The organism is Porphyromonadaceae bacterium W3.11, assembly GCA_030434245.1.
In the GTDB taxonomy this organism is placed as follows: Bacteria; Bacteroidota; Bacteroidia; order Bacteroidales; family Porphyromonadaceae; genus Porphyromonas_A.
Genome location: JAUISX010000002.1, coordinates 504,085 through 530,419, shown reverse-complemented (window position 1 = coordinate 530,419; position 26,335 = coordinate 504,085). Strand labels below are relative to the sequence as shown.

Here is a 26,335-nt window from a genome sequence, read left to right as displayed (position 1 = left end):
TGATATGGACTTCACAAGTTTACACGAGCTACTCCGTGCTACCTATGACGAGATGATGCCACTCTGTAGCCATATGACGGGTATTGCCAAGGGCATTTCGGGGTTGGGGGCTCTCTTTTATATAGCTATCAGGGTGTGGGCTTCATTAGCGAGGGCAGAGCCCATAGACCTCTTCCCTTTGCTTCGCCCCTTTGCCTTAGGCTTCTGCATAATGTTCTTCCCATCCTTGGTGTTGGGAACAATGAATACTATACTTTCGCCAGTGGTTAAGGGGACAGAGCAATTGGTAGCTGTTCAGGAGGGGGAAGTGACGACCCTAAGGGCGAAGAGAGATAAACTGAAGGAGGAGGCTTTACTTAGAGACCCAGAGACCGCATACTTGGTCTCCAATGAACTCTTCGATGCAAAGATTGAAGAAATGGGTATTATCGGACCGTCAGATGCAGTGACCATTGCTGGGATGTATGCGGAGCGTGCTGCGTATCGATCAAAGCAGTGGATTATGAAGGCCATCCAAGATATATTGGAGTTCCTTTTCCATGCTGTCAGCCTTATCATTGATACCCTTCGCACTTTTATACTGATTGTCCTGTCGATACTAGGACCTATCGTCTTCGGTATTTCGGTTTGGGATGGTTTAGGTGGCTCACTCTCTGCTTGGTTTAGCCGCTATATATCGGTGTACTTATGGTTGCCTGTGAGCAGTATTCTTACAGCCCTCTTGACCAAGATACAAGTCTTGATGCTCCAAAAGGATATTGCTCAGTTGGCTGACCCAACATTTATCCCAGAAGTGGGGAGCTGGTACTATATGGCATTTTTCCTCATCGGTATCATCGGCTATACGGCTGTGCCTACGGTAGCAGGATGGATCATTGAGGCAGGTGGCGGTATCGGTGCTTATGGCCGTAATGTCAACCAAGCAGGAAAGGTTGGGGCTCAAAAGGCTTATACAGGTGGTAAGCAGGCGGCAGGGGCTGGTGGTGCTGCGATAGGTAATATGTCTGGAAGAATCAAAGCCAAACTCACGAAGAGGTAAGCCTCCAACCCCAGAGGGGGCTTGAAATAATTAACAACAAGCTAAACAGATATGGAATTTAAGTCATTAACTAATATAGAGAGTTCGTTCAAACAGATACGGCTCTATACGATACTCTTTGTGGTTTTTTGTCTTGGAGTGTGTGGGTATGTCGTTTATAGCTCGTACTCCTTTGCGCGTGAACAGCGTGAGAAGGTCTATGTACTGGACAATGGGAAGTCACTCATCTTGGCACTGAGTCAGGACGCTGCTACTAATAGACCAGTAGAGGCTAGGGAGCATGTGAGACGCTTTCACGAACTCTTTTTTACGGTTGCTCCGGACAAGGAGGCCATCGAGGAGAATATGTCACGAGCCTTTATGCTGTGCGATAAATCAGCATTTAACTACTACAAAGACCTCGCAGAGAAGGGATACTACAATCGGATTATCTCGGGAAACATCAATCAACGTGTGGTGCTGGATTCTATCCAGTGCAACTTTGAGGTTTATCCCTATGAGGTAGTAACCTTTGGTCGACAGTACATCGTACGGCAGAGCAACATCACGGAGCGTAGCTTGGTAACGAGCTGTACGCTCCAAAATTCAGTCCGTTCAGATAATAATCCTCAGGGCTTTCTGATGGAACAGTTTGTGGTGCGTGAGAATAGAGACATTCAGACGATAAAACGATGAATAGTGTGGTCAATAGAGGGTGGAAAAGAGTTTTGGTATCTATCCATAAAGGATGTGAACAACTTTCCCAAAAGCAAAGAAGGATGATTCTGTGGAGTGTATGCGGCATCTACTTGCTTCTATCACTTTATATGCTGATTCAGCCTTTTATAGTCAAGAATAGCTGGCAGCCGATCGTTGTGGCAAGGGATACGATAATTGAGACGCCAGTGGAGGAAATACTATTGGACTCACTATTGATGATAGAATCGATGGAGTATTTAGCAAATAAGTAACTATGGATAAGAATAAAGGACTTTCAACGAAGCAAAAAGAGCAAGTCAAAAAGTGGCTCATTTTCTCGGGGTTGGGGCTCATCTTTGCTTTCTCAATGTGGTTTATTTTTAAGTCGTCGGAGAGAGAGCTGGCTATGGAGCAGTCAGGGCTGAATGATATGGTTCCGCAAGCTTCAGTAGATCAACTTGAAGAGAATAAGCTAAAAGCCTATGAACTGTCAAGTTATGAGGAGAGTGTAGAAGAGCAACGCAAGGAGCTTGGTCGGCTCTCAGATTACTTTGTTCAGGAGGATACATCTCCATACCCTCTAAAGGGTCAAAGGGAAGACTCAGCTTCCACTTCAGAGGCTTGGGGTGGTGATATAGCGGGGTCGGTTCAGCAGTATGAAAGAAATAACCAGTTGCTGGCTTCCTTTAATGAGGCGGAGAACTACTACGAAGAAGAAATTGATTGTCTCCGAGGGGAAATAGAGAGTCTTCGTGAGGAACTGAACAGTCGTGAGCAGGACATCGCAAGCGAGGAGGAGCGACAGTTGGCTCTGATGGAAAAGAGCTACCAAATGGCTGCGAAGTATATGCCGTCAGCTGGGACTGCTGATAAGACTCTTGCCTATGGGCGTCCTCCGGTTGATGGGCAGTCGGTGAATAATGAACCTTTGACAACAAATGCACCTGCAACTGATCTTCCTCAGATGGAGGTGTTGGCAGAGCGAAAGCCAGTGGTCTCTATGCTGGAACAGCCGATGACGGACTCTGCATTTATCGCTGACTACGGAGTAAGTGAGCGAAATCTAGGATTCCTCTCTATTGCTACCGTAGCCAATAAGGTAGTACCAAGAAACACCCTAAAGGTGGTGGTCGATAAGACTACTACCTTACAGGAGGGGAGCTTCGTGGTGCTTAGACTCTCGGAGGATGCACACTTCCAAGGTATTCGGCTTTCTCGCAATGCTCCGCTAGTGGCTCAAGCGAAAATAGAGGGGAATAGGATGAGGCTTCATGTGCGGTCGGTGGAGACGGGTGGACGTATCTTCTCAGTCTCACTCTCAGCTTTTGACCTTGATGGTCAGGAGGGTATCGCCATTCCTGGCATTGATGAGGTGCAAGCACTCAAGGAGACCGCTGCAACGGCTGGTGGCTCCATGGGTACTTCCTTCACATTTGCTTCCTCTGCCAAAGACCAGATCATATCAGAGCTGGCAAGAGGGGCAATGCAGGGGGCGAGTCAGCTACTACAAAAGAAGCTTCGTGAGATTAAGGTGCGACTAAAGGGTGGGCATCAGCTCTACTTAGTTCAATCGAAATAATAACTAATCAAAAATATGAATATGAAGAAAGTAATGTTAATGGGGGTATTGGCTCTTGGTATGAGCTTGGGTGCTATGGCACAAGATAATGGACAGAGCTATATGCCCTCCACGGGAGACCTTTATCAAGGGATGAGCCGTGCTATCCCTGCTGGGCGCGTGGTGGTGCCGTATGGCTTGGAGGTGACCTTTGAGAAGACGGTGCACTTGATATTTCCTGCACCTATCCGTTATGTGGATTTGGGCAGTAACGCCTTGGTAGCTGGGAAAGCAGATGAGGGGGGAGGAGCTGAGAATGTATTGAGGGTGAAAGCAGCTGTGAGGGATTTTGAAAGAGAAAGTAATCTCTCGGTAATCTGCGATGATGGCTCTTTCTATAGTTTCAATGTAAAGTATGCCGATGAACCTGAGATGCTCAGTATTGAGATGAAGGATTTCCTTAGTCCAACAGCGGGTCGCTTGCCCTCCAATAGAGCAGACATCTACTTTAGAGAGCTGGGCAATGAGAGTCCAGTGCTGGTGAAATTGATCATGCAGACGATTTACCAGAATGACAAGCGGGAGTTGAAGCATATTGGATCAAGGCAGTTTGGCTTACGTTTTCAGTTGCGTGGCTTGTATGCTCATAATGGCTTGCTCTACTTCCACACGCGCATTGACAATGAGAGTAATATGCCTTTCTCGGTGGACTTCGTCTCTTTTAAGGTGGTGGACAAAAAGGTGGCAAAGCAGACGGCTATTCAGGAGCGAGTACTCCAACCACTCCGTGCTTATCATCAAATCATGCAAGTGCGTCCCAATGGCAAGGAACGAACGGTCTTTGCTCTGGAGCAATTTGCCCTCACGGAGGATAAGCAACTGGAGGTAACCCTCTACGAGCGTAATGGTGGGCGGACGCTCACGTTTTATATGCAGAATGAGGATCTGCTAAGAGCAAGGCGCATTGATAACCTAAAGCTGAAGTGGTGATGAAGAGGGCAATGATATGGCTGGCTCTGACGCTTGCGGTGGTATTGCCGTCACAAGCTCAGAGGCTTATCCCCAATCAAAAGGGACTGGAACTCTTTGGCGGGGTGCCTATAGTCCGAGGCGAGAAGCTTTTTCGAGCTGAGAACTGTACGGCTGGAGTGTCGCTGGTGCGGTACTTCAAAACCGCCAACTATGCCTTTCTCACGCTTGAGTGTGAAGGGCAAACTTACGACTATCGCTCATCTGACGTGCCCGTGCTTGATGGACTACTGCAAGTGGGGTATATGCACCCGATACTTTCGGACGGTGGAAAGAATATCTTCCTTTACCTAGGGGTAGCTGGTTTGGGTGGCTATGAGGAGGTGAATAATGGGAAAGAAGACCTGCCCGATGGAGCTCTCCTGCTGAATCGCTCCTGCTGGGTGTATGGTGGGGCTTTGCACGCTTCGGTGGAGCTGTTTCTGACGGATAGCTTGTTAATCGTGATGAAGGGGCAAGGACGGATGATCTTTGGCTCGGACTTGAATGTTTTTAGACCTAATGTAACTGTTGGATTAAGAGTGAACTTATGAATAAGATAACAAGAATGATATGGGTGATGGGGGTACTCATGCTGGCTGGGTTTTGCCTTTGCAGTTGTGACCGCTCTTTGGATGTACAAACGGTTTTCCCCTTTGAGGTGGAGGCGATGCCAGTACGCAAGAATATTGCATTAGGAGAGACAGCTGAGATCCGTTGCCTCCTCAAGTCGGAGGGTAACTTTTCAGGCACTCGCTATACGATACGCTATTTCCAGCCTGAAGGTGAGGGAGAGCTGAGCCTTGACGGTGTCGTCTTTAATCCGAATGACCGCTACCCGCTGGAGAGCAAATCATTTAAGCTTTACTACACCTCACGCTTCACTGACCGACAACTTATCGACATCTACATTGAGGACAACTACGGTCAGCTCCAGCACCTTTCCTTTGACTTCAATAGCAACAAGGAGGATTAGATTCATAACTCATACTGATACTTTGCGAAAGATGGTGTGTCAAAACTAATTTTTTTGACGCACCCTATTATTATGCGACAAAAGCCCCAACTTTCACAAGCTGGGGCTTTTCTATATCATAAAGATTTTGTATCTTTATGTATATCAATAAATTAACTATGACAAAGATACAATTTCGTCCATACATACACAATAGGTCAATGCTTTTTCCTCAAAGGCTTGACGAGGATATTTGTGCTAATGATCCAGTGAGAGTGGTCAATGCCATTATCGATGCTATTGAGATTTAGAATATTAAGGGCTTGTACAGTAAGATAGGTCGCCACCCCTACCACCCCAAGATGATGCTCAAGGTGATTATCTACGCCTACATGAATAACATCTACTCGTGCAGGAAGATTGAGCAAGCCCTCAAAAGAGATGTCCACTTCATCTGGCTTGCAGGGTATGAAAAACCAGATTTTATCACCATCAATAGATTTCGTAATCGTGTAAAAGGAGAGATCAATAAGGTCTTCTCACAGATGGTGTTGTTACTTGCAGAGAGAGGTTTTATCAGTCTTGATGTGGAGTATATCGATGGCACTAAGATAGAATCCAAAGCCAATAAATACACCTTTGTGTGGCGGAAGAGCGTGGAACGAAATCGAGCCAAACTTCAGGAAAAGCTAAAGGCATTGCTCTCTCAAATCGATGATTGTATTGCTCAAGAGAATAGCGAGGGTAGCGAAGAAGTAGAGATTACAGCGGAACAACTTTCAGAGCTGGTGACCACTTTAAAAGCAGAGTTGGAGCATGCTCCGGAGCCAGTCAACAAGGAGGAGAAAAAGAAAATAAGAGAGAGGAAGAAGCAGATCAAGCAACTAGAAGAGCACAAAGACAAACTTCAGGAGTACGACAAAAAGCTAGAGATACTCGGCACTCGCAACTCCTACTCCAAGACCGACCCCTCTGCCACCTTTATGCGTATGAAGGAGGATGCCATGAGAAATGGTCAGACCAAGCCAGGTTACAATTTACAAATAGCTACGAATCAGCAATTTATTACCAACTTTGGACTCTTCTACAATCCTACTGACACCCTCACATTTATCCCCTTTCTTCAATTCCACCAAGACCGTTATGGTGATTTGCCCTCTACTGTTGTAGCCGACTCTGGCTATGGCTCGGAAGAGAACTATCGTTTTATGGAAGAGTCTGGTACAACACCCTTTGTCAAATACAATCGCTTCCATATTGAGCATCGTCCTCGCTACAAGCCCGACCCATTTCAGCCCTCATCGCTATACTACAACAAAGAAGGAGATTACTATGTCTGCCCGATGGGACAAAGGATGAGGCTTATCGGGACAAAGAGAGGCAAGACAGCAAGCGGATACACTACTGAGAGTGCGAGATATAAGGCTGCGAGGTGCGAAGGATGTCCACTCAGAGGACTATGTTTTAAGGCAAAAGGCAATCGAATCATAGAGGTCAATCACAGACTCAATGAGTACAAAAAGAAAGCAAGCCAACTCCTTACGTCCGAAGAAGGACTAAGACATCGAGGACGACGATGTGTAGAGCCGGAATCAGTATTTGGTCAAATGAAATACAATATGAGCTACAAACGCTTTCGACACTTCGGTCAAGACAAGGTCACTATGGACTTTGCCTTCTTTGCCATAGCATTCAATGTCAAGAAACTATGCTCTATGATGGCGAAAAACCCAAAAAACATGGATAATACACCTCATTCTTGCCCAAATCATCCATTTTTAGTTACTAACAAACTATTTTTAGGGGAAAACCAAATTCTAAAACATCTCGTAGCTGCTTAAGACACACCCTATCAAAAAATTGAGGATGCATCAAAACTAGGTTTTGACACACCTTCTTCTGATTTATGTAGCGACCTCTCTACAGAATGTAAAGAAGCAGCGAAAACTCTCAAAAATACTCTAATCTGGCTACAGAAAAGAGCCAAAAACAAAACTTTTCTACTTCCTGGCTACATTTAAGAATGATGCATAAAAATATTTTCGTCGAAATAATGAATGGATTGCGTCATAGAATGAACAGATCATACCAAATAATGAATGGATCGATTTTTCTGTTTTTTTTAGCTTAAATTTAGTTACCTTTGTTTGAGATTTTTATTGTGATTTTATCCAAAAGAACAAACAAATTATAAATTGATGAATGAGATGAAATGTAATTTTCGATTACTTTTCTTATGCCTAATCCTTGTATCATTATTGATTAGCGTTTGTGGTAACAAAAAAGGTGGAGGGGGGCTTACCCCACCCAAGCCTGATCCTGACCCCTCAAGCAAAACACCTCCTAAATCCCTCGTCTATGATCATAAAGATGACGAGGTGGTGGTAGAAGAGGTGAAGCCTAATGGGGAGGTGGTCTTTGATGCACCATTGCTCGTCTTCCGAAAAGCCAAAGCCGTGAAGATCAATAGTAATGGCAGTATAGGCAATATCGAGGATGTGCCAGGATATGGCTTTTAGTTTCAAAATAAGTTGTTGATATGAATAGAATAGCACTGTATACATTTATCCCTCTATATTTTTTCCTCATGCTCCTAGCGGGTTGCCAAGCAAAGGAGCGAAGAGCCGAATGCCCTGAAGAGAGCGGAGAGGCGATGCCTTCGGTAGGCATTGAGTGGATAGAAGTACCATCAGGTAGTTTTATGATGGGTAGCCCTGAGGGTGAGGGTAGGGATGATGAAAGACCGCAGCATAAGGTGTCGCTCTCAGCATTTCGAATCAGTAAGTATGAGGTAACGTTTGATCAGTACGATGCCTTTTGCGAGGCGACTGGTAGAGGGAAGCCAAGTGATGAAGGATGGGGTAGAGGTAGTCGTCCTGTGATCAATGTGTCGTGGCATGATGCCAAGGCATTTTGCAATTGGCTGGGTAATGGCACTCGCCTCCCCACCGAGGCGGAGTGGGAGTATGCGTGCCGTGCAGGTAGCACCACGAAGTACTCATTTGGCGATGAGATCAATAGCAGTGATGCCAATTACAATGGAATTGTAGGTAAGACGACCCCTGTTGGTAGCTACCCAGCCAATGCTTGGGGCATCCACGATATGCATGGCAATGTGATGGAGTGGTGCGAAGATTGGTATAGCTCCACCTACTATAGCTATAGCCCTAAGGTCGATCCTAAGGGCGACCCATCGGGTTCGTTTCGCGTGGACCGCGGTGGGAGTTGGTACTACGACGCCGCCTACTGCCGGAGTGCGGATCGCAACTTCTGCTACCCTGACGGCAGGATCAACTACCTTGGCTTCCGTGTGGTCCTACCCAGTCTTACCATTTCGGATGCTGAGGGTAAATTACCATTGATTCTCTCTACTGATAATATCAGAATAGTCAAGGGCACAACCGCTCTCCTAGGTATTACCAGCGGCAATGGTGCTTACGAATGTAGTATGGCAAATTCTAATATTGCGAAGGTGGCGAAGGTGGAGGGGAATACCATTTATATTGAGGGCTTATCTCTTGGTGAGACTACCCTCACGATTAAGGATAAGGTAACCCAGGAAGAGGCGAAGGTCAAGGTGACGGTCTATGAGCAGGCTACGCCTTCGGTAGGTATTGAGTGGATAGAAGTACCATCAGGTAGTTTTATGATGGGTAGCCCTGAGGGTGAGGGTAGGGATGATGAAAGACCGCAGCATAAGGTGTCGCTCTCAGCATTTCGTATCAGTAAGTATGAGGTAACGTTTGATCAGTACGATGCCTTTTGCGAGGCGACCGGTAGAGAGAAGCCCAGTGATTACGGATGGGGTAGAGGCAATCGCCCAGTGGTCAATGTGTCGTGGCATGATGCCAAGGCATTTTGCAATTGGCTGGGTAATGGCACTCGCCTCCCCACCGAGGCGGAGTGGGAGTATGCGTGCCGTGCAGGTAGCACCACGAAGTACTCATTTGGCGATGAGATCAATAGCAGTGATGCCAATTACAATGGAATTGTAGGTAAGACGACCCCTGTTGGTAGCTACCCAGCCAATGCTTGGGGCATCCACGATATGCATGGCAATGTGATGGAGTGGTGCGAAGATTGGTATAGCTCCACCTACTATAGCTATAGCCCTAAGGGCGACCCATCGGGGTCGTACCGCGTGCCCCGAGGCGGTAGTTGGAACTATGTTGCTGATTACTGCCGGAGTGCTTCTCGCAACTACTACTCCCCTGACGGCAGGCACGACGACCTTGGCTTCCGTGTGGTCTCTCCCAGTCTTACCATTTTACCATTGATTCTCTCTACTGATAATATCAGAATAGTCAAGGGCACAACCGCTCTCCTAGGTATTACCAGCGGCAATGGTGCTTACGAATGTAGTATGGTAAATTCTAATATTGCGAAGGTGGCGAAGGTGGAGGGGAATACCATTTATATTGAGGGCTTATCTCTTGGTGAGACTACCCTCACGATTAAGGATAAGGTAACCCAGGAAGAGGCGAAGGCTAAGGTGACGGTCTATGAGCAGGCGATGCCTTCGGTAGGCATTGAGTGGATAGAAGTACCATCAGGTAGTTTTATGATGGGTAGCCCTGAGGGTGAGGGTTGGGATGATGAAAGACCGCAGCATAAGGTGTCGCTCTCAGCATTTCGTATCAGTAAGTATGAGGTAACGTTTGATCAGTACGATGCGTTTTGCGAGGCGACCGGTAGAGAGAAGCCCAGCGACAGTGGATGGGGTAGGGGTAGTCGTCCTGTGATCAATGTGTCGTGGCATGATGCCAAGGCATTTTGCAATTGGCTGGGTAATGGCACTCGCCTCCCCACCGAGGCGGAGTGGGAGTATGCGTGCCGTGCAGGTAGCACCACGAAGTACTCATTTGGCGATGAGATCAATAGCAGTGATGCCAATTATGGTCGGAATGTTGGTAAGACGACACCCGTTGGTAGCTACCCAGCCAATGCTTGGGGCATCCACGATATGCATGGCAATGTGATTGAGTGGTGCGAAGATTGGTATAGCTCCACCTACTATAGCTCCAGCCCTAAGGTCGATCCTAAGGGCGACCCATCGGGCTCGAACCGCGTGCTCCGGGGCGGTAGTTGGGACAGTGATGCTGATTACTGCCGGAGTGCTGACCGCAGCCGCTGGTACCCTGACGGCAGGTACCGCGACCTTGGCTTCCGTGTGGTCTCTCCCAGTCTATAATGGTGGTGGACTCCATCCATCATCTTTTAGGCTAAAAGAAAGAAGAAAAAATAGGCTTGCTCCAAGCGAGGGCGAGGGACGAGCCCCGCAAGGAGCAAGCCTCGTGATGAGAAAGTTATATTATGCAAGTACAGATTTTTAGCATCCCCCTATCAGATACAGGAGATTTACAAGCCGAAATGAACAGATTTCTGGCCACCCATAGGGTATTGGACGTGGAGCAACGTTTTTCTGATTCGGGTAGCGAGAAGGGCTGGCATTTTTGTGTTAGGTATTTACCTGCAGATAATGGTTGGGGGAAGGCATTGGAGACTGAACGAAAGAAAATCGATTACAGAAATGTATTGAGTGAAAAGGATTTTTTGGTCTTTTCCAAGCTCAGAATGTACCGAAAGGAGCTTGCTCAGAAGGATGCTGTGCCGGCCTATGCCGTTTTTACAGATGCTGAATTGGCTGGTATAGCAGTACTTCCCGAAATGACCCCGAGTGCAATGTCGACAATTAAAGGTATCGGAGAGAAAAAGGCCTTCCTTTTTTAGGTTATGTACTACATGATGGGCATATTTCCTTGACGAGAGCGAGTAAAATGAGATTCTTGAAAAAAGCGAGAAGTTATGCACTCTTATTAAATAATGAAGTGATAAATCAGGCTGAATATCAGCAATATATACTTCCCTTGTTGGCTTTTATTCGTCATGCAGATACCTTCAATTTCAGGAAAAAATATATGATTGATTTTGCATAAATGGATGGTTACTAACGGGTTCGAATCGCGTGAACCGGGGCGGTGGTTGGAACAATGATGCTGATAACTGCCGGAGTGCTTATCGCAACAACAACAACCCTGACAACAGGAACAACAACCTTGGCTTCCGTGTGGTCCTAGCCTAAAAGATGATGGATGGATGTCCTTACCCCATTTAGACCAGTAGCTATTCCCTCCTATGTAGTTATAATAGGAAAAAATGTGTTGGGCTCTTCCTTAGTAGCGGATTCCTAGATGGGGGATGCGAATGGGAAGAGCTCCTTTTTTTAGTGTGCCGTCCTTTTTGTGGGTGGTAGTGCTTAGGGGATAAAAATATCACCCCAGTGTCTTGATTATCTATTTGGACGCAATAGTCGACGCATCTAAATTCTCTTCTCTCTCAATCAGAATTACAATGCTTCATAAGCATAAATTATGGAGTTCGAGAAACAGATTTATTCCTCTACAGAGTAGCAAAGCATTTTAGCTGATAAACAGAAACACAAAGAAAGAGATCTCAATCCCCGAAAGTACGCAGTACATCAAAAATTATTGCTGTCCGGTAAAAGTTTAAAATGACTTTTTGAAGGTTAGATAGCATAGTAATATTGGGGGTTTGCTTTTAAAACTGAAAAAGCAAGCCCCCCCTTTTGTTATAGCTCGGGAAAAAGAGGGTATTGGGGTGGCGAATTAGCCCGTTCTGCCATGATAATTTGCTCTTCTTTGTTTGGATTCTCCATAAATCCGAGGAAATCGGTGTAGTACATGAGTGTGATACGCAACATGGCGACGATTTGTGAGAAAGAGCAGTGCCTTTTAATCATACTCCCTGCATTCTGCCAACCCATACTCATTGACACTGATAACCGATGAAAGTACCGTATAACGGAGGTTTTTCTTCATCTTCGTGACGTAGCAGACGCCCTCCTCTGTAAGTCGCTGGAACTGGGCATAGTCTATGTATGCTCTGTCCATCGCTAGTACGCTTTCTTTTGGCAGATGAACTTCCTTGAGCAAATAATGGTCATGCTTGGCTGCACTCGTTAGCTGGACGACCATAGGCACACCCACTTGGGACTTTAAGAGGGTATGAACTTTCATTCCTCCCTTCTTTTTGCTCGGCTGTCCGCTAAAAATCGCTTGTAACGCTCCAGAAGGTAAGCATACACCTGTGCGAAGAACTCTTGAGGTCGTCGCATATTCGCTTCTGAAAGAGTACTACGCTTCGCCACATAGTCTATTCCAAGGTGCTGAAATTTATGGACTTCTGCTTTCAGCCCAATCTCCAATTCCCGCAATGAGTCATAATGACGAAGAACCCCGAAGAGCATGGTTACCAGGTGGGTATATCCGTCTAACTTCTTGATATACATTTCGCTACCTAGCGTGTCTTTGCTTATTTGCTCGACCTTTGCCCTGTCTATCAACTTTAACACTTGTGCGAATACCGGCTGTCCGGTAAAATATGTACTTTTGCTCATGTCTTATATTTGTTTTGGAACACTAAAGATAAGACAATAGGGGCTGATTTCCAATTACGGAAAACAGTCCCTAACTTTTATACCCGATAAAAACTTTACCGGACAGCAATAGTTCCATATCTTTAACCATTCGGTCGTATCGCTCCAAAAAGGTGATTTGAGTTTGCATACTTCCTTGGAACAGCTCCTTGATGTCTGTTGCAGTAAAGAGCATTCCTCGCTCGCAAAGAACACGATAAGCCGACTGTACCGAGAGAAGCAAGCGTTCCAACTTGCCATTCGTTACCACCGCTTCACGGCTCTTGCCGTTTAGTCTGCTCTCACGAGCATTCCACAACTTGGGGTCGCACGAGAGTTTACAACTGAATTGGGCGATGGTTCGCCCGCAGGTTATACGCCCCATTATCGGAGCTTGCCCCGACTTGTCCAATCCGCTCTTTTTGAGGTAGAGCAACACCTTGAATTTGTCTGTTTGCATACGCTTCTTTTTTATGGGCAAAGTTACCCGTTACCGAAGCGTTCTCAGCTACGCAAAACATTGTGGTACAAAGCATCAGCACCATAATTACAGAAAGATGAGTTACCGAATACTCTTCTGTCAATTACCTTCTCTTACCTCTTCGTTACCATTCGAGGAATGGACTAACGATTTGGTAACGGAACTTCTGCATAAATCCACGCTTTCTGCACTTAATCCCTCTGTGCAAATCACCGAGATATGGCGCAAATCGCTCTCATTTCCATTTACTTACCTTTCATCCTCATTCTAATACCCTTTACTCGAATAGTTGCGCTTGGATTTTTTGAAAAATGCCAAAGATAAGTCATAATTATTGCTATTGGTCAAAAAACTAAAAGAAATAGAACGCATATAAATACTAACCAGAAAACGAGGCTGAAGATAGTGAAAGCGATACGGAGGACTATGCGGACTATCCAACGGAGAGTAAGGAAGCCTGCAATGATGCCGATAACAGTAAGGACTTCGGGGGTGAGGATCTTGGCAAGGAGTCGGTAGCCTCCGTAAAGGATGCAGATGAAAAGGGCGAGAGGAAAGAGTTGTCGAAGTCTCCAACGTATGAGTTGTGACTTGCTCAATTCTGCCTCTGGCGGAGCTTTGGGAGCTTGCTTATCAAAAGGGAGAAAAGCTGGTTCGTGCGGGTCTTTATTCATAACTATCTTATTCATAACTGGAGCCTCTATTGGTTTCAAGAGCGGGCAAGATAAAGCGGTGGCACAAAGACAAGAGTAAGCTTATTGGCGTGTGTCACGGCTTGAATATCTTAGCTCTTGAAACGATAGAAGCTCCATGGGATAATGATAAGTTCCGCACGTTATGCGTCCACCGTTGGGAGCTTATTCTCTTCAATCAGTAGAGCAATAGTGCCAGTCAGTTCAGTGTACAGCAACTCATACGCAGGTGTGCCGTCAAACTCATCGTTAAGATCGTACTTCTGCAATACCTCCTTGACTGCCTGGCTGCCGAGTAGAATAGGTGCAAGCTTTTCAGGCAGTGGTTCAGGTAGTTCAGCCTCGAACTCATTCTCCAAGACTGTCCGAATTGTATCATATGCTGAGAAATGAAGCCCTAGAAATAAAGTCTCTGAAGCTAGTTCTTCCGCTTGCAAGTAGTCATGTCCTTGCTCAATAGCTTCAAGATAGACCGTGAGTGCCTCTTCTGCTCGAGCATTCGTGAAAGCCTTATCCTGTAACTTCCCAGGATGATAATCATTCAAATACTCCTCCAGCTTCAAGAGAAAGTACGATAGTTCTTTCTTTTGTCTCATAATTCTATTGTTGTAAAGGTGGTACATTGTTCAGTGAAAAGTTACCGATCTTATCGGCAAGTTCCATCATATCCTTCTCAATCTTCTTACTTGTGATACGACCATAGATTTGAGTAGTCTTAATATTGGTGTGTCCAAGCATTTTTGATACAGATTCCATTGGGACACCTTTAGTAAGACAAAGGGTCGCAAAAGTATGACGAGCGAGGTGGAAGGTTAAATTCTTCCTAATATTACAAATGTCGGCAATTTCCTTTAAGTATGAATTCATCTTCTGATTGCTCAATATAGGAAAAAGCCTACCTTCCCGATATGTTTCATGGTTGTACTTGGATATTATTTGCTTTGGAACATCAAGAAGAAGTACATTACTCGGAACCTTTGTCTTCTGTCGATTGGTGACGATCCATTGCTTATCGTTCATTGTCACAATATTATCTGGTTTCAGATTGGCGACATCAATGTAGGCAAGCCCCGTAAAACAAGAAAATAAGAATATATCCCTTACAACTTCGAGTCTTTTAACATGGGAGAGGTCTTTGTCAGCCATAATTGCTAACTCTTCTTCCGAAAGGAATCCTCTATCTACCGGTTTAGCATGAAAGTGAATGTCGAGAAATGGGTCATGTAAGATATAGCCTCGTTTTTGAGCATAAATAGTCATTGTTTTCAGAAGCTTCAATTTTTTCTGTGCTGTGTTGTGGGCAATATTTAGCTTTGACTTCAGGTAAAGCTCAAAATCTTCTACAACTGAGGGTGTGAATTCAATAATAGCCAAATCACTCTTGTGATATTCGGCACTTAGAAAATCTCCAAACTGTCTAGTTACTAAGTCGTACTTTTGATAAGTAGCCTTAACCATCGACTTCCCAACTTGTTGAGAGATACCCTCATTGTACTTTTCAAATATCGGGATAATGGAGCTGAACTCCTTGTCATACCCTAAGAATTTAGCCTTAAAAGACTCAGCTGTCAAGTCTTCTTGAAACTCACACTTTCTAAAGAGTTCTTGTGCAGCTGCAGACAGAGAGTCTAAAGAAGCATTAACTTCAATGGCTTCTGCTGTTCTTCCTTTTGCCCTGCTGGTCTGGTTACTCCATAGGGTCTTCTTTACAGCCAGTCGAGTAGACCCAAGGTTCGCCATACCACCGTTGATGTTAACTCGCATCATTATTGGTGATTTTCCCTCTTTGTTCTCGTAGTTTGAGCGTAGGTAGTAGGACACCTTAAATTGATTCTTCATGTCACTTAATTTTAATGTAGCACTAAGAGTCTTTTATGTAGCAAAAACATGGTTTATTGCTACAGTTTTTCACCCTCTCGAATTGCCACAAAGTTAGTAATAAAGTCTCTGAAAGATAGCGAGTTGTAGTATTCAATTTGGTGTTCATTTTGTAGTCATTGCTACAATTTCAGGTCGTGCATTTTTTGTGTAGCAGAAAATGTAGCAGAAAAGTGGTCTATTGATGACTATCTAACCCCCACAAAAGATATTCAGTGGTATGCACTGAAATAAGAAAAGTCGCTGTAAAGACCTGCTTTACAACGACTTTTCGATTGATTTTGAAGCCTAGTTTGACTACTCTCGTAGGTCACTTTTTAGCTTCTTGCGGTATGGACGGGACTCGAACCCGCGACCCCCTGCGTGACAGGCAGGTATTCTAACCAGCTGAACTACCACACCGTTGCTTTCTGGTCTCATTGTTTCCTTTTGCTCTGCAAAGATACATACAAAAAATGATACGTACAAATTTTTATCAAAAAAAAATTTTTTATCCGAAACCCAAAAAGCTACATATAAGGGGGGTAAAACGAAAGGTACATTTAGGGGGGAGGAAGGAAAGTTGGGGGAATGATGATGGATAGTGGGATGTTAGGGGGTTGAGGTTTTTTGGCGTTTGAAAACGAAAAGTACATTTGCTTTAATTTCGGTTTAATTTTGGGTTAACTTCGGGTTAATTTTTGGATGATTTATGGGGCTCTCAATTGAGGGCCTCTTTTGTTTTGTATTTATGGGGGTACTGGAGGTGTTATTGTGCGTTGTGAAAAGGGATTGGTGTAGATTTAGAGGGGTTTTAATAAGAAGACATAAATAGGGTTTACAAGGGAGATTAAAGGGTGTTTATGTGGCTTGGAGGCAAAAGCACTTAAAAACTAAAAGTACATGAGTTAGCCCCAAGGTAACCCCAAAAGTAGCCCCAAAATAGCCGTGGAACATACCCTATAATGCAGAAAACCGCGTTAAATTGAGTTAAAAACACGAGATAGCACCCCACCTAATGGTTAAAATGGAGTTTTTGAGGTCGTGGAACATTTATGGAGGTTGCATTGATTATCAGTGAGTTAGGTGAGTGAAAACGAGAAAAAAGGGGAGAAAAAGGTGGAGAAAGGGTAAAAACTTCGTGTACTTTTTGATTTTTCTAAGACTATTGGATAAGGGCAATCTAATACGTAGATTGCTGGATTTAGAATTTGTTACGTAAGCTCGTTTGCTGCTTGCCCCTTACAATTAGCAGTCTTGTGGCTTATTCTCTCTTCAAAAATCAGATAGAAGTAGGTATAAAAATAGGCTTAAGCAACCTATTGATTTGATCATGAGATTGTCTGTAATACTTTTAAACTTACTTCCTTCTTGTTTTTTGGTCGTTTATTTTACAAATTAGGTCTAAAAATAGATGGTGATTATTCTTGTGAAATCCTTGAATATCATTGGTCAGAGCATTAGAAGGCTTGAACATCTCTGATTTAAAGTTATTCATGTATGACTCATCATTCGTAATTAACTCTCTTAAATCAGCTTGGAAAGGCTTTAAAAATGAGCTGTCAATCCCATACATTTCACTTGCCTTCTTCAAAAGGGCATCGGCTTCAATATTGAATGACTTAAACCATGATAAAATTAATCTCGGATTTATACCTTCTTCCAATATTTTAGAGTATAAAAGATCATACTTATCGCTCAGCTTGTCAATTCTTTTAATCAGAATGTCTTTAATTGTCCTTTCTGCAGTTAGAACAGTTTGCAGAGTATAGCCTACCCAGATGGCTACAAATACCCCAGCAATTGAAACTAAAACACCAACAGCATCAATCCAGTCTGAAATATTCATAATCAATTACTCTTAGCAACCCAATTATCTTTCACAAGTTTACCATTAACAAGTCTAAACCAAGGGGCATGGTCTTCAGTGATTGTTGGAGCATCCTCTTTCTTCCTTCTTTTTTCCCACTCAATAAACGTCTTTTCTTCGAGCATCTTCTTCCAATGTGGTTCAAGGTTAGAAATGATTTGGATGTGTTTTTTTACTATATCCAAAGTGAAGTCATATACCAAGTTTCCAAATGCCTCATCAAGAAATGATGAAGCATAACCATCTGTATTATCAAGATCTACTTGGAGTATAGCATTGTCTTTAACAGTCTTCGCAAATTCTTCGTTCAAAATAGTATGATAATACTCTTCTCCTGAAGCTTCACTTATTTTGCAGTGGCGTAATCCTGGGTATTCTGTAAAGTCGACTATTCTTAGCTTATTCATTGTTATTCTTTTCAATCATTTTCATCATTCAACATATTCTCAATACACTCTCTTGTAATCTTCCATTGGTACATTGTACCCTGAAAAGGAACTGATAAGACTCTTGACTTTTTCTTGTCAACAAAGTCAAGTATAACATTATTGGTTATCACGTACAAATCTAAGATTTTTCTTTCATCAAAGGCTGCTTTTACAGAAATAAGTCCTTTTGCTCTGTTGATCTCCCCAGTTGATGACCCATATTTCATCCTGAAGGCGTTCTCTAGGATTCGGACAGGTTTATTTGCAATAAATAATTCCTGTAATTTGTGAGTGAATTTCCTTCTAATCGTTGAAATAATCCCTCTACCCAAGTCTACCGCTGTGAATGTAACAGACTCCTCCTCCATGTACATCCCGACAAGTCTCATTTTCCCTCTTGCACTACTCCATTCTACTGAATTTCCGCAAATTTCTGTAAAGAGAGTGCTTATTCGTTGTAATCTAATTCTTTCTCCAGTTAAATTCTGAGAAGCCTTTCTGAAGAGGAGAGACATGTTCTTTCTTTCTTCAATCGTAAACTTCCCTTTTTCTGTTTGTATTTTAATGTGTTCTGCTTTTTCAGCCTTCTTGAAAGGATTCCCGTTCTGATCCTTCATGTAGTCCAAGAAACCAGAATCCTCAAAGAATTTCCTACATTCTTTGTTCTTTGGGAATGTCCCCCAAAAAGTTATTCCTTTGTCTCTTTGGTGGTTTGAAATAGCAATAAGAAGACTTATACTTGCATAGTCAATATTCTCAACTCCTTCCATTTCTAGGAAAATCACCCTGTGCAATGGTGTAATCTGTGATGCGTTTTGCTCACTTCTAATCTCATTGAAGAACTTGAGACATTCATCTGTATTGTGCATAAGTCGGAAATCAGTTGGAACTACAATTGGTGGTTTTCTTATGCGTTTATTACTTGGAACATGTCTTTGTTTTTGAAAACTTTTTCTTCTGTTTTTTGTCTTTCTTTTATGAGTAAGATTTCTCTTGTGCAATCTTTCTGCATGAGCTCTATTCCTTTTCTTGTATTTTGACTCTGAGACAAGTTTTTTCATCTATACAATATATGGTATCTAGATATTTTTGAAGGGTTAGTAGCCAGTGAGTTTGATGGAGGCGACGGCAATGAAGAGGTGGCGGACTTTGGATATTTCGATCTCGAAGTCGTCATAAGCTGCATTGTCGCTCTGGGCGATCCAGAATTTATTTTGAAGTGATTTGTCTGGGTGTCTTCTTAGCCTTTTAATAAAGGTGAGGTAATTGTCATCATCATTATCAATTACGATTGCAAACACTTCTCCGAATGGAATATTAACCGTTGGATATTGTCGGTCAAATTGTATTTTCCTAATGGCTACTTTGCTACCCGCTGGGTATGAGCTGGACATTGAATCACCCTCAACTTCGATAATCATATCCGCCTTTGTATTAGGGAGAGCCCAATATGCTTTAATGGTATCGGTACTGATCATATTTCCAACTTCTCCACCCCTAAAAGTATCAGTGTATTCAGGTATCAGCGACATACCTAATCCCTTGGCTACTTCATAGTCCTCTTTATTTTCAAGATAAGTTCCATTGACGGAATTACTTTCACGAAACATATCTCCTTTTCCAGTGATAAGCCATTCGGGAGAAAGTTCACTAAACCTTTCGTATAAGAGCTCAATATCAAATGTTCCTCTATTAAACCAGTTGTTTAATGCCTGTGGAGACATACCTAATTTCTCTGCAAAGTCAGTCTTTGTGCCATTCGAGAAGTGCTTAATTAACTTATAAAGCTGCTCGAGTCGTCTATCATTTACTCCCATAAAGAATATTTTATACCCAAAATGTTTGGCAGTTATAAACATTTCGTTTATATTTGCATTGGTGTTTATAATTAAACACGGTTGTAAATATACTTAAAATAATTTATGCGTATGGAAAGAAGAATTTTGGTGACCCCCGAGGGTCGTGATTTCTTGATGAGATCGTTTGCTGTTAGCGAGCAGATGATAAGCTATGCACTCAACTACAAGCGTCATTCAGATTTGGCCCAGAAGATTAGATCTCTCGCCCTCCAGAGGGGCGGTAAGCTCGTAACCGAAGAGATGGTAACTATCTATGAGAGTAATGGTGATATGATCCAAACTTGGGGTAATCGTGCCCGCTTGGTTGCAAATATGAAGAGTGGAGATGTCATGGTGTACATTGATGGTCAGCTTGACCGCCAGTTCAAGAATATGAGTATTGCTGAGCTCATGAAAGAGCAAAATAGAATCTCATTACTTTTGGGAAGTAGAGGTTAAACTTACTTTGAATATCATAATGGTTCATTTAGAGATTTGTAGTCCCTACAAATATAAGGAATAAAGAAAGGAGTAGTGTATGTATCAGATGGTAGATAATACTTTGGTGCTGTCGGTGAATGATTGGTGTAAGGCGGGTTTGACTTACAAACAGTTTAACCATGATAGCTACCGTGGGTATTTGGATATCTACCAGCGTGGCATCAATGGTAATACACTTATTGATGTCAAGAGCATCAAGCGTAAGGATCGCTTAGAGGTGATTGAGGCTGCGTATGGCAAAATCCAAAAGGCTGAAACGAACTCTGTATTTTATGTTGAACGAGACCAAGGGGCAGTGGAGTTTTTCACTTCTTTTCTGAAAGAAGATGGATCTAAGTTAGATGATGATCAAATCCTAAAGTATATCAATCGAGCATCCATCTTTGAGGGCGTAAAAAGAGGTTTGGAGACACAGCGAGCTGCGAGAGCACGAAGTGGTAAGAGGTTGCTGATGGGGAAGTTTTGGAAGCAAGCGTGTCAATGGTATGGCGAACAATTGAATGACTATCCAGCGGATGAAATTAAGAATGCGAGAAGCTTTGAAAGAGCTTTTAAAGCTTATATAAAAGAGGGTTATCAATCGATATTACATAAAAACCTTGGTAATGATTCAGCGAGATTGGTAAGTGCAAGGATGGAGAATTTATTTTTGGCTATCTATCGTATTTATCACAAGCCATTTGTTACAGATGTTCATAGGATTTACATGGAGTTTGTATGTGGTACAAAAGAGCTATTTGATAAGGAGACTGGGGAGATTTTCAAGCCAGAGGACTTTCGGTATAAAGGTAGAGCTATCGAGGTGAGCGAGGCTACTATATGGAATTACCTGAAGAATGTGCTCAACAATACCTCTATATACGATGATCGCAATGGTAACTTCGATTATGTGAATAAGAGACGACCAAAGCACAAGCGTAAGGTGGGTAAATACTCGCTGAGTAAGATTACCATGGACGACGTGGCTATAAGCCGTAAGAGCGATAAGGAGTGGGTATATAAATATATTGCTGTGGATGTGGTGAGTGGCTATATTTTCAGACCTCCATACATTGTTGGTAAGCCAACGATTGATACGGTGATTGAGTGCTTTCGGTATATGTTTTGCGAACTCATAGAGCTGGGGCTACCGATGCCAGGCGAGCTGGAGGTGGAGAATCACTTGATGCGAGATATCCCTTGGCTTAATGAACTTTTCCCCTTTGTAAGATTCTGTTCGTCTGCAACAGAGAAGCGTGCAGAACATACCAATAGGCAGTTTAAATATGGTATTTCAAAGAGAAATGGGCACACAAGAGGTAGATGGTACGCCAGCCATGAGGCATACAGGAGCACTCGCTATAAAGTAGATGGTGATATGGTAGAGCCTGAATACTCAGTAGATGCAATCATCTGTGATGACCTGAATGATATTGAAGAGTACAATAATGAGCTACACCCGCTGCAGAAGACCTACCCAGGGATGACTCGAAAGGAGGTACTACTCCAGCAGTATAACCCAAATCTGAAGCCCATCGACCAAGCTTATCTATATAAGTTTATCGGTAATGAAACATCCACAAGTATCTATAACAATGACTACTGCCCACTGCAGTATGAGCAATTTACACTTAAGAATTTTGAGGATTTGAAGAGGCTTAAACCTAATAACTATAAGGTGACGGCATTTTGGCTACCCGAGGAGGATGGTAGTATCAAAAATGCCTACTTATACCAAGATGGTAAGTATATCGGTGAGGTCATAAATAGTACTCAATATCAGTACAATGAAAATAAGATTGAGCAAACAGAAGAGGATAGAGCCAATATGCTATATCAAGATAAGCGTAATGCCAAGTTTGACAAATTAATAAGAGATAGAAAAAAAGAAATCTACAAGGTTGGCTGGATGGATGCTCAAGATGCACAGCTATTGGATGATGTGGAGGTGGAAGTACTGGAGGGCGTGCAACCTAAGGGGTATGAGGAGGATGAATTTACTCGGATTGAGAATGTGAATTTTGGTGCCCAAGCGATTGGTGATATGTAATGAATAATAGTATGGATATAGAAGTGAAAATGAGGTTTCCCACAATGACCAGGGATGAATTTTTAAGAGTATTCGATGATGGTGATTGTAAGAGTAATGCCATGAAACAGGTTATTGATTGGGTTCGAGTCCTGCCTAAGTATGCAAAAATACGTATCGATAAAGACTTTACATCAGGTGAATTGTCTTTTACTCGAGTGGATAGAAAGAGGAGAAAGAAAAAAAGCAAGAATTAAATCACTTATAAACAAGGATTAAATATGATTACTGAAGAATTAAAAAACCGAATTGTCAAAGAGATGTTGAAGCGTCGGAAAAACTTCAGCGGAAGCGATGCAAAGTATGCGACATCCTTAGGTATCAACTCTGCACAGTACAGCAGAGTGAAGAATGGTGAGAGAGAGCGAGTGCTGAGCGATGCTACTTGGCTTCTCCTAGCTCGTAAGCTTGATGTGGGTGTGGAGCGAGAGATTGATTGGGTACCTGTGCGTACCCCAGTGTATGATTATATCACCGCTCAGCTGGAGGTGTGCCAACGCCAAAGCATCAGTGCTATTATGTGTGATCTCGCTGATATAGGTAAAACCTACACGGCGACTCAATACGTGAAAAATCATAAGAATGCAGTGCTGATCGATTGCAGTCAAGTGAAGACCAAGCGAAGCTTAATCAAGCAGATTGCCAAAGAGTTTGGTGTACAGACTGTTGGTAAGTATAGCGAACTGTATGAGGATTTGATTTTTTATCTTAAGACCATAGAAAATCCACTCATCATTTTGGACGAAGCTGGAGACCTCCAGTATGATGCTTTCCTAGAGATTAAAGCTTTATGGAATGCTACCGAGAATGTGTGTGGCTTTTATATGATGGGTGCAGACGGATTGGAAGCAAAAATGAAGCGAGCAATAGAGAATAAGAAGGTGGGATATACTGAGATATTTTCACGATTTGGAAAGCGATTTGGGAAGGTCATTGCTGATGGCGATGATGGCAAATTGATCATCAATGCCAGTGCTATGAAAATTATTAAAGCCAATGCACCAGAGGGGGCTGATGTACGTAAGATTTTGAACGGGACGATGGACGGAGAGGGTAGAGCGTGTCTGAGAAGAATTTCTGTGGAACTTAATAAGCTTAGAGTGTGAAATGAAGCGTGCCCTGAGTGTCCATAATGTGATTAAAGCAAAATTCAAAACCCTCGACTTTGAGGGTGAATGGTTGGCCGCATGCGGTCGTCCTGAATTTTGCGGCACATGGTTTATTTACGGGGCTCCCAAAAATGGCAAGACCTCATTTGCGATGATGTTGGCTAAGTATATGACCAACTTTGGGAAAGGGGCTTATAACAGTATTGAAGAGGGTTTAAGCCTTTCGATTCAGATGGCTATGGAGCGAGTGGATATGGCTGCTGCAGGTAACAAGATGGTGCTTCTTGACAAGATGGAAATTGGCGAAATGGTCAAATGGTTAGAGCGGAGAGATAGCCCTGACTTTGTGGTGATAGACTCGGTACAATTCGCAGGATTGAAATTTGATGATTATAAGGAGATCAAAGAGAAGTACCCAGAAAAGTTATTTATCTATGTGAGCCATGTAGATGGAAAGCAACCTGATGGTAATGATGCGAAAAGAATTTGGAGGGATGCCAATATAGCTTTTAGAATTGAGGGCTTTAGGGCTTTTCCGACTGGGAGATACGGTGGCGGGGAGTACATCAATGTAAGTGAAGAGTTAGCAGCTAATTTTTGGGGATTGGAGGTATAGCATGGCATACAATAGGAGATTTTTCTATAAACGAGTGTTGGAGATGCAACGGACTGTGTTGCAAGTGCAGGAAGAGCACAAGGGATTGCCCTTAGTGGAAATTTACAGGCAGTATATCAAAGATCAATTTCACATTAGTAAATCAACCTTTGACCGTTGGCTTTCGATTCCAGCGGGAAGTAAGCTTGCCATGATGGATAAGGATAAAAAGAATTATAAAAAAAAAGGATTTTTTGATTGGGATGTATGATGACAAAAGAACTTGAAATAAATAAAGTTTATGGCTACATACGTGTAAGTAGTGATAAGCAGACTGTTGAAAATCAGAGACACGAAATCAAGCTATTTGCTGAGCGTAAAGGTCTGGTGGTTAATAGTTGGATTGAGGAGACAATTTCAGGAACGAAGTCGTATAACAAACGTAGACTTGGTGATCTTCTAAAAAATATCAAGAAAGATGACTTAATCATCTCTTCTGAGCTCTCAAGGCTTGGTCGAAACTTATTTATGATTATGGAAATATTATCCCTAATCATGAAAAAGGAAGCATACATCTGGACAATTAAAGACAACTATAGGCTTGGCGATGATATACAAAGCAAAGTGCTTGCTTTCGCATTTGGGTTATCAGCTGAGATTGAAAGAAATCTAATTTCACAACGTACATCTGAAGCATTGAAAGCGAAGCGGGCAAATGGAGCTGTGCTTGGAAGACCAAAAGGAAGGAGTAGTACAATTACAAAAAATCCATGTTTTAAAAAAGATGAGTTGATAGTGAGTCTTTTGGCATTGAACGCTTCTAAAAGACAAATATCGAAGATTATAAAAGTTAACAGAAACACACTTGCTCGATACCTTGAAAATACAGAGCCATATAGAGATGAATTTGGAGTGTTTAATCATATACAATATGACAAAGATAATATCACGAAATCAGCAGACAAATCTGAATATCTTAATCGTATTCACTACGACTTGACAAAGAAAGGATTGACTCTTGAGCAAAGCTGTAAGAAGCTAAAAGTAAACGTAAACGATGCAAGAATATTAATGAATGAACGGGGTTTTGCTGAAATATAAAGTAGATAAATTGTTAAAACTGACAGGCTTTGGCAAAGAGTTTGGTTCAGTTGGAATTGATTATTGCTTGACATTTGGGTTGGGATTTTTAGTAATCAAACCTGAGGTACTCTTGGAGTTTTGTGAACAGGCTGGTATGAAAGAAAATGAAAGTATGCAAGAATTTTTCACCAGAACACGAGGAGCTAATAAAGCAAAAATGATAGAGGAAATTATTGGAGCAAAATTGGATAGTAATCGTTGATTTAAGTTTGAATGTAAAGTTATGTTGCAAATCGAACTACATAAGAAGTTTAAGTTGAATCTTAGTCGAGTAGAGATTGAGTCGGTATTGAGGATGCTCCTTTGGTATATCTATACCCGTGAAATTCCTTGTAGATCAATCATTGAGCTCGCTAATATTCAGAGGGCAATTAAGTTAGGTCAGCGGTTAGAAAATAGGCTTTTCAGTATGGAAAAAAGCAAATGTAAATTGACACTTAATATACAGGAGGCGAGCACTATTTATTCAATTATGGAATTACTCTCCTCTTCTGAATTAGGAGCTCTTGATCAAGTGGTTGTTATGAAGGTTAATGATATGATATATAGAGGTGTGTAGTATGGTAAAAAGAGATTACAAAGACATCTGGGCGATGCTCACAAGGATTGCTGGACCATTAGGTAAGGAGGATCTCAAGGAGATCATGTGCGAATCAGTGAGTGATGGGCGTACAAATAGCCTGACTGAACTTAGTGAGGTGGAGTTGACAGCTCTAAGGGTTGAGCTCAAGAAGCAGACAAAAAGTGGCTATGGAAGTAATCCAGATCTTAAGAAGAAACGTGGTCAAGTGCTCAGACAATTGCAAAAGTATGGTATTGACACCCGAAATTGGGATGCAGTAAATGCTTTCTGTAGGGATAGTAGAATTGCAGGGAAGGAGTTTGGTCAGCTTAAAATTGAGGAGTTGGAGGAGATACGTAGGAAGATGTACTCTATCAATAGGAAAAATAGAGAGCGTAAGAGTGAAAAGGTAGAGGTGACTGTAAAGCGGTCAAAGCCTAAACGTAAAAAGCTGATGATCTATAGCCCTATGCCTTTGAGTGAGATGGTTGGAAATAGTAAATATTATAATTGAATGA

29 protein-coding genes, 1 tRNA gene and 3 pseudogenes are annotated in these 26,335 nt (G+C 42.6%); 21 read left to right on the top strand and 12 right to left on the bottom strand.

The annotated features are described in order from the left end of the window. Window positions 1-4 precede the first annotated feature (4 nt). The 11 genes and pseudogenes from traJ (at window position 5) to QYZ87_04935 (ending at window position 10,968) form a co-directional block, all read left to right on the top strand. Entirely contained in the window at window positions 5-1,039 is a 1,035-nt protein-coding gene (gene traJ / locus QYZ87_04985; protein ID MDN4753884.1) for a conjugative transposon protein TraJ, read from the top strand. Between the two features lie 51 nt (window positions 1,040-1,090). After that, window positions 1,091-1,714, top strand: a complete 624-nt coding sequence (traK, locus tag QYZ87_04980) for a conjugative transposon protein TraK (GenBank protein ID MDN4753883.1) — start codon at window positions 1,091-1,093, stop codon at window positions 1,712-1,714. Beyond that, window positions 1,711-1,989 (top strand): hypothetical protein, encoded by a 279-nt coding sequence (locus QYZ87_04975; GenBank protein ID MDN4753882.1) that lies wholly within the window; start codon window positions 1,711-1,713, stop codon window positions 1,987-1,989. The genes traK and QYZ87_04975 overlap by 4 nt, the downstream gene beginning before the upstream one ends. A 2-nt stretch (window positions 1,990-1,991) precedes the next feature. Beyond that, entirely contained in the window at window positions 1,992-3,296 is a 1,305-nt protein-coding gene (gene traM / locus QYZ87_04970) for a conjugative transposon protein TraM (protein MDN4753881.1), read from the top strand. Window positions 3,297-3,317: 21 nt separating this feature from the next. Then, a complete protein-coding gene (gene traN, locus QYZ87_04965; protein ID MDN4753880.1) occupies window positions 3,318-4,265 on the top strand; it encodes a conjugative transposon protein TraN in 948 nt (315 codons plus the stop codon). Beyond that, window positions 4,265-4,837 (top strand): conjugal transfer protein TraO, encoded by a 573-nt coding sequence (locus QYZ87_04960; GenBank protein ID MDN4753879.1) that lies wholly within the window; start codon window positions 4,265-4,267, stop codon window positions 4,835-4,837. The genes traN and QYZ87_04960 overlap by 1 nt, the downstream gene beginning before the upstream one ends. Then, entirely contained in the window at window positions 4,834-5,259 is a 426-nt protein-coding gene (locus tag QYZ87_04955) for a DUF3872 domain-containing protein (GenBank protein ID MDN4753878.1), read from the top strand. The genes QYZ87_04960 and QYZ87_04955 overlap by 4 nt, the downstream gene beginning before the upstream one ends. A gap of 158 nt (window positions 5,260-5,417) precedes the next feature. Further along, window positions 5,418-7,079 (top strand): annotated as a pseudogene (locus QYZ87_04950) (IS1182 family transposase). A 366-nt stretch (window positions 7,080-7,445) separates the two neighbouring features. Further along, complete coding sequence (locus QYZ87_04945; GenBank protein ID MDN4753877.1) at window positions 7,446-7,757, top strand: hypothetical protein; 312 nt, start codon at window positions 7,446-7,448, stop codon at window positions 7,755-7,757. 20 nt (window positions 7,758-7,777) lie between these two features. Next, window positions 7,778-10,429 (top strand): SUMF1/EgtB/PvdO family nonheme iron enzyme, encoded by a 2,652-nt coding sequence (locus tag QYZ87_04940; protein MDN4753876.1) that lies wholly within the window; start codon window positions 7,778-7,780, stop codon window positions 10,427-10,429. 179 nt (window positions 10,430-10,608) lie between these two features. Continuing rightward, entirely contained in the window at window positions 10,609-10,968 is a 360-nt protein-coding gene (locus tag QYZ87_04935; GenBank protein MDN4753875.1) for an HRDC domain-containing protein, read from the top strand. Between the two features lie 859 nt (window positions 10,969-11,827). Here the strand turns inward: QYZ87_04935 and QYZ87_04930 are convergent. The 12 genes and pseudogenes from QYZ87_04930 to QYZ87_04875 form a co-directional block, all read right to left on the bottom strand. Next, window positions 11,828-11,998, bottom strand: a complete 171-nt coding sequence (locus QYZ87_04930) for a hypothetical protein (protein MDN4753874.1) — start codon at window positions 11,996-11,998, stop codon at window positions 11,828-11,830. Continuing rightward, entirely contained in the window at window positions 11,991-12,275 is a 285-nt protein-coding gene (locus tag QYZ87_04925) for a transposase (GenBank protein MDN4753873.1), read from the bottom strand. Before QYZ87_04925 ends, QYZ87_04930 begins: the two co-directional genes overlap by 8 nt. Continuing rightward, complete coding sequence (locus QYZ87_04920) at window positions 12,272-12,655, bottom strand: DUF4372 domain-containing protein (GenBank protein ID MDN4753872.1); 384 nt, start codon at window positions 12,653-12,655, stop codon at window positions 12,272-12,274. Before QYZ87_04920 ends, QYZ87_04925 begins: the two co-directional genes overlap by 4 nt. Before the next feature lie 112 nt (window positions 12,656-12,767). Then, window positions 12,768-13,133: pseudogene (locus QYZ87_04915) on the bottom strand (Arm DNA-binding domain-containing protein). Between the two features lie 365 nt (window positions 13,134-13,498). Next, complete coding sequence (locus QYZ87_04910) at window positions 13,499-13,843, bottom strand: hypothetical protein (GenBank protein ID MDN4753871.1); 345 nt, start codon at window positions 13,841-13,843, stop codon at window positions 13,499-13,501. 146 nt (window positions 13,844-13,989) lie between these two features. Beyond that, window positions 13,990-14,442, bottom strand: a complete 453-nt coding sequence (locus QYZ87_04905) for a DUF1896 family protein (protein MDN4753870.1) — start codon at window positions 14,440-14,442, stop codon at window positions 13,990-13,992. Between the two features lie 4 nt (window positions 14,443-14,446). Further along, a complete protein-coding gene (locus tag QYZ87_04900; protein ID MDN4753869.1) occupies window positions 14,447-15,685 on the bottom strand; it encodes a site-specific integrase in 1,239 nt (412 codons plus the stop codon). Window positions 15,686-16,052: 367 nt separating this feature from the next. After that, window positions 16,053-16,126 (bottom strand) — tRNA-Asp (locus QYZ87_04895). Between the two features lie 937 nt (window positions 16,127-17,063). Continuing rightward, the gene (locus tag QYZ87_04890; GenBank protein ID MDN4753868.1) at window positions 17,064-17,552 is read right to left on the bottom strand and encodes a hypothetical protein; all 489 of its coding nucleotides are present in this window, start codon (window positions 17,550-17,552) and stop codon (window positions 17,064-17,066) included. Between the two features lie 2 nt (window positions 17,553-17,554). After that, window positions 17,555-17,980, bottom strand: a complete 426-nt coding sequence (locus tag QYZ87_04885; protein ID MDN4753867.1) for an STAS-like domain-containing protein — start codon at window positions 17,978-17,980, stop codon at window positions 17,555-17,557. An 11-nt stretch (window positions 17,981-17,991) separates the two neighbouring features. Further along, window positions 17,992-19,062 (bottom strand): hypothetical protein, encoded by a 1,071-nt coding sequence (locus QYZ87_04880; protein MDN4753866.1) that lies wholly within the window; start codon window positions 19,060-19,062, stop codon window positions 17,992-17,994. A 36-nt stretch (window positions 19,063-19,098) separates the two neighbouring features. Then, complete coding sequence (locus QYZ87_04875; GenBank protein MDN4753865.1) at window positions 19,099-19,818, bottom strand: S24 family peptidase; 720 nt, start codon at window positions 19,816-19,818, stop codon at window positions 19,099-19,101. 111 nt (window positions 19,819-19,929) lie between these two features. On the opposite strand from QYZ87_04875, the gene QYZ87_04870 reads away from it, so the two are divergent. The 10 genes and pseudogenes from QYZ87_04870 (at window position 19,930) to QYZ87_04825 (ending at window position 26,331) form a co-directional block, all read left to right on the top strand. Continuing rightward, the gene (locus QYZ87_04870; protein MDN4753864.1) at window positions 19,930-20,298 is read left to right on the top strand and encodes a hypothetical protein; all 369 of its coding nucleotides are present in this window, start codon (window positions 19,930-19,932) and stop codon (window positions 20,296-20,298) included. Window positions 20,299-20,377: 79 nt separating this feature from the next. Further along, window positions 20,378-22,369, top strand: coding sequence for a hypothetical protein (locus tag QYZ87_04865; GenBank protein ID MDN4753863.1), 1,992 nt, complete (start codon window positions 20,378-20,380; stop codon window positions 22,367-22,369). A 44-nt stretch (window positions 22,370-22,413) separates the two neighbouring features. Beyond that, on the top strand, window positions 22,414-22,605 hold the full coding sequence (locus QYZ87_04860; protein ID MDN4753862.1) for a hypothetical protein: 192 nt from the start codon (window positions 22,414-22,416) through the stop codon (window positions 22,603-22,605). 24 nt (window positions 22,606-22,629) lie between these two features. Further along, window positions 22,630-23,514, top strand: coding sequence for an ATP-binding protein (locus QYZ87_04855; protein ID MDN4753861.1), 885 nt, complete (start codon window positions 22,630-22,632; stop codon window positions 23,512-23,514). Between the two features lies 1 nt (window position 23,515). Next, a complete protein-coding gene (locus tag QYZ87_04850; protein MDN4753860.1) occupies window positions 23,516-24,133 on the top strand; it encodes a hypothetical protein in 618 nt (205 codons plus the stop codon). Window positions 24,134-24,176: 43 nt separating this feature from the next. After that, a complete protein-coding gene (locus tag QYZ87_04845) occupies window positions 24,177-24,383 on the top strand; it encodes a hypothetical protein (protein MDN4753859.1) in 207 nt (68 codons plus the stop codon). Further along, window positions 24,383-24,991 (top strand): annotated as a pseudogene (locus QYZ87_04840) (master DNA invertase Mpi family serine-type recombinase). Before QYZ87_04845 ends, QYZ87_04840 begins: the two are co-directional and overlap by 1 nt. A gap of 196 nt (window positions 24,992-25,187) precedes the next feature. Then, a complete protein-coding gene (locus QYZ87_04835) occupies window positions 25,188-25,457 on the top strand; it encodes a hypothetical protein (GenBank protein ID MDN4753858.1) in 270 nt (89 codons plus the stop codon). 21 nt (window positions 25,458-25,478) lie between these two features. Continuing rightward, complete coding sequence (locus QYZ87_04830) at window positions 25,479-25,814, top strand: hypothetical protein (GenBank protein ID MDN4753857.1); 336 nt, start codon at window positions 25,479-25,481, stop codon at window positions 25,812-25,814. A gap of 1 nt (window position 25,815) precedes the next feature. After that, window positions 25,816-26,331, top strand: coding sequence for a hypothetical protein (locus QYZ87_04825; protein MDN4753856.1), 516 nt, complete (start codon window positions 25,816-25,818; stop codon window positions 26,329-26,331). Window positions 26,332-26,335 lie beyond the last annotated feature (4 nt).

Bases quoted from the DNA above. Each gene is read 5' to 3' on its own strand.
- QYZ87_04860 (MDN4753862.1), top strand. From the start codon at position 22,414: ATGACCAGGGATGAATTTTTAAGAGTATTCGATGATGGTGATTGTAAG.
- QYZ87_04900 (MDN4753869.1), bottom strand. From the start codon at position 15,685: ATGAAGAATCAATTTAAGGTGTCCTACTACCTACGCTCAAACTACGAG.
- traJ (MDN4753884.1), top strand. From the start codon at position 5: ATGGACTTCACAAGTTTACACGAGCTACTCCGTGCTACCTATGACGAG.
- QYZ87_04855 (MDN4753861.1), top strand. From the start codon at position 22,630: ATGATTACTGAAGAATTAAAAAACCGAATTGTCAAAGAGATGTTGAAG.
- QYZ87_04865 (MDN4753863.1), top strand. From the start codon at position 20,378: ATGTATCAGATGGTAGATAATACTTTGGTGCTGTCGGTGAATGATTGG.
- QYZ87_04940 (MDN4753876.1), top strand. From the start codon at position 7,778: ATGAATAGAATAGCACTGTATACATTTATCCCTCTATATTTTTTCCTC.
- QYZ87_04935 (MDN4753875.1), top strand. From the start codon at position 10,609: ATGAACAGATTTCTGGCCACCCATAGGGTATTGGACGTGGAGCAACGT.
- traK (MDN4753883.1), top strand. From the start codon at position 1,091: ATGGAATTTAAGTCATTAACTAATATAGAGAGTTCGTTCAAACAGATA.
- QYZ87_04825 (MDN4753856.1), top strand. From the start codon at position 25,816: ATGGTAAAAAGAGATTACAAAGACATCTGGGCGATGCTCACAAGGATT.
- QYZ87_04845 (MDN4753859.1), top strand. From the start codon at position 24,177: ATGCAACGGACTGTGTTGCAAGTGCAGGAAGAGCACAAGGGATTGCCC.
- QYZ87_04880 (MDN4753866.1), bottom strand. From the start codon at position 19,062: ATGAAAAAACTTGTCTCAGAGTCAAAATACAAGAAAAGGAATAGAGCT.
- QYZ87_04925 (MDN4753873.1), bottom strand. From the start codon at position 12,275: ATGAAAGTTCATACCCTCTTAAAGTCCCAAGTGGGTGTGCCTATGGTC.
- QYZ87_04920 (MDN4753872.1), bottom strand. From the start codon at position 12,655: ATGAGCAAAAGTACATATTTTACCGGACAGCCGGTATTCGCACAAGTG.
- QYZ87_04830 (MDN4753857.1), top strand. From the start codon at position 25,479: ATGTTGCAAATCGAACTACATAAGAAGTTTAAGTTGAATCTTAGTCGA.
- QYZ87_04875 (MDN4753865.1), bottom strand. From the start codon at position 19,818: ATGGGAGTAAATGATAGACGACTCGAGCAGCTTTATAAGTTAATTAAG.
- QYZ87_04885 (MDN4753867.1), bottom strand. From the start codon at position 17,980: ATGAATAAGCTAAGAATAGTCGACTTTACAGAATACCCAGGATTACGC.
- QYZ87_04960 (MDN4753879.1), top strand. From the start codon at position 4,265: ATGAAGAGGGCAATGATATGGCTGGCTCTGACGCTTGCGGTGGTATTG.
- QYZ87_04975 (MDN4753882.1), top strand. From the start codon at position 1,711: ATGAATAGTGTGGTCAATAGAGGGTGGAAAAGAGTTTTGGTATCTATC.
- traM (MDN4753881.1), top strand. From the start codon at position 1,992: ATGGATAAGAATAAAGGACTTTCAACGAAGCAAAAAGAGCAAGTCAAA.
- QYZ87_04850 (MDN4753860.1), top strand. From the start codon at position 23,516: ATGAAGCGTGCCCTGAGTGTCCATAATGTGATTAAAGCAAAATTCAAA.
- QYZ87_04835 (MDN4753858.1), top strand. From the start codon at position 25,188: ATGAACGGGGTTTTGCTGAAATATAAAGTAGATAAATTGTTAAAACTG.
- QYZ87_04910 (MDN4753871.1), bottom strand. From the start codon at position 13,843: ATGAATAAGATAGTTATGAATAAAGACCCGCACGAACCAGCTTTTCTC.
- QYZ87_04930 (MDN4753874.1), bottom strand. From the start codon at position 11,998: ATGATTAAAAGGCACTGCTCTTTCTCACAAATCGTCGCCATGTTGCGT.
- QYZ87_04890 (MDN4753868.1), bottom strand. From the start codon at position 17,552: ATGAATATTTCAGACTGGATTGATGCTGTTGGTGTTTTAGTTTCAATT.
- QYZ87_04955 (MDN4753878.1), top strand. From the start codon at position 4,834: ATGAATAAGATAACAAGAATGATATGGGTGATGGGGGTACTCATGCTG.
- traN (MDN4753880.1), top strand. From the start codon at position 3,318: ATGAAGAAAGTAATGTTAATGGGGGTATTGGCTCTTGGTATGAGCTTG.
- QYZ87_04905 (MDN4753870.1), bottom strand. From the start codon at position 14,442: ATGAGACAAAAGAAAGAACTATCGTACTTTCTCTTGAAGCTGGAGGAG.
- QYZ87_04945 (MDN4753877.1), top strand. From the start codon at position 7,446: ATGAAATGTAATTTTCGATTACTTTTCTTATGCCTAATCCTTGTATCA.
- QYZ87_04870 (MDN4753864.1), top strand. From the start codon at position 19,930: ATGGAAAGAAGAATTTTGGTGACCCCCGAGGGTCGTGATTTCTTGATG.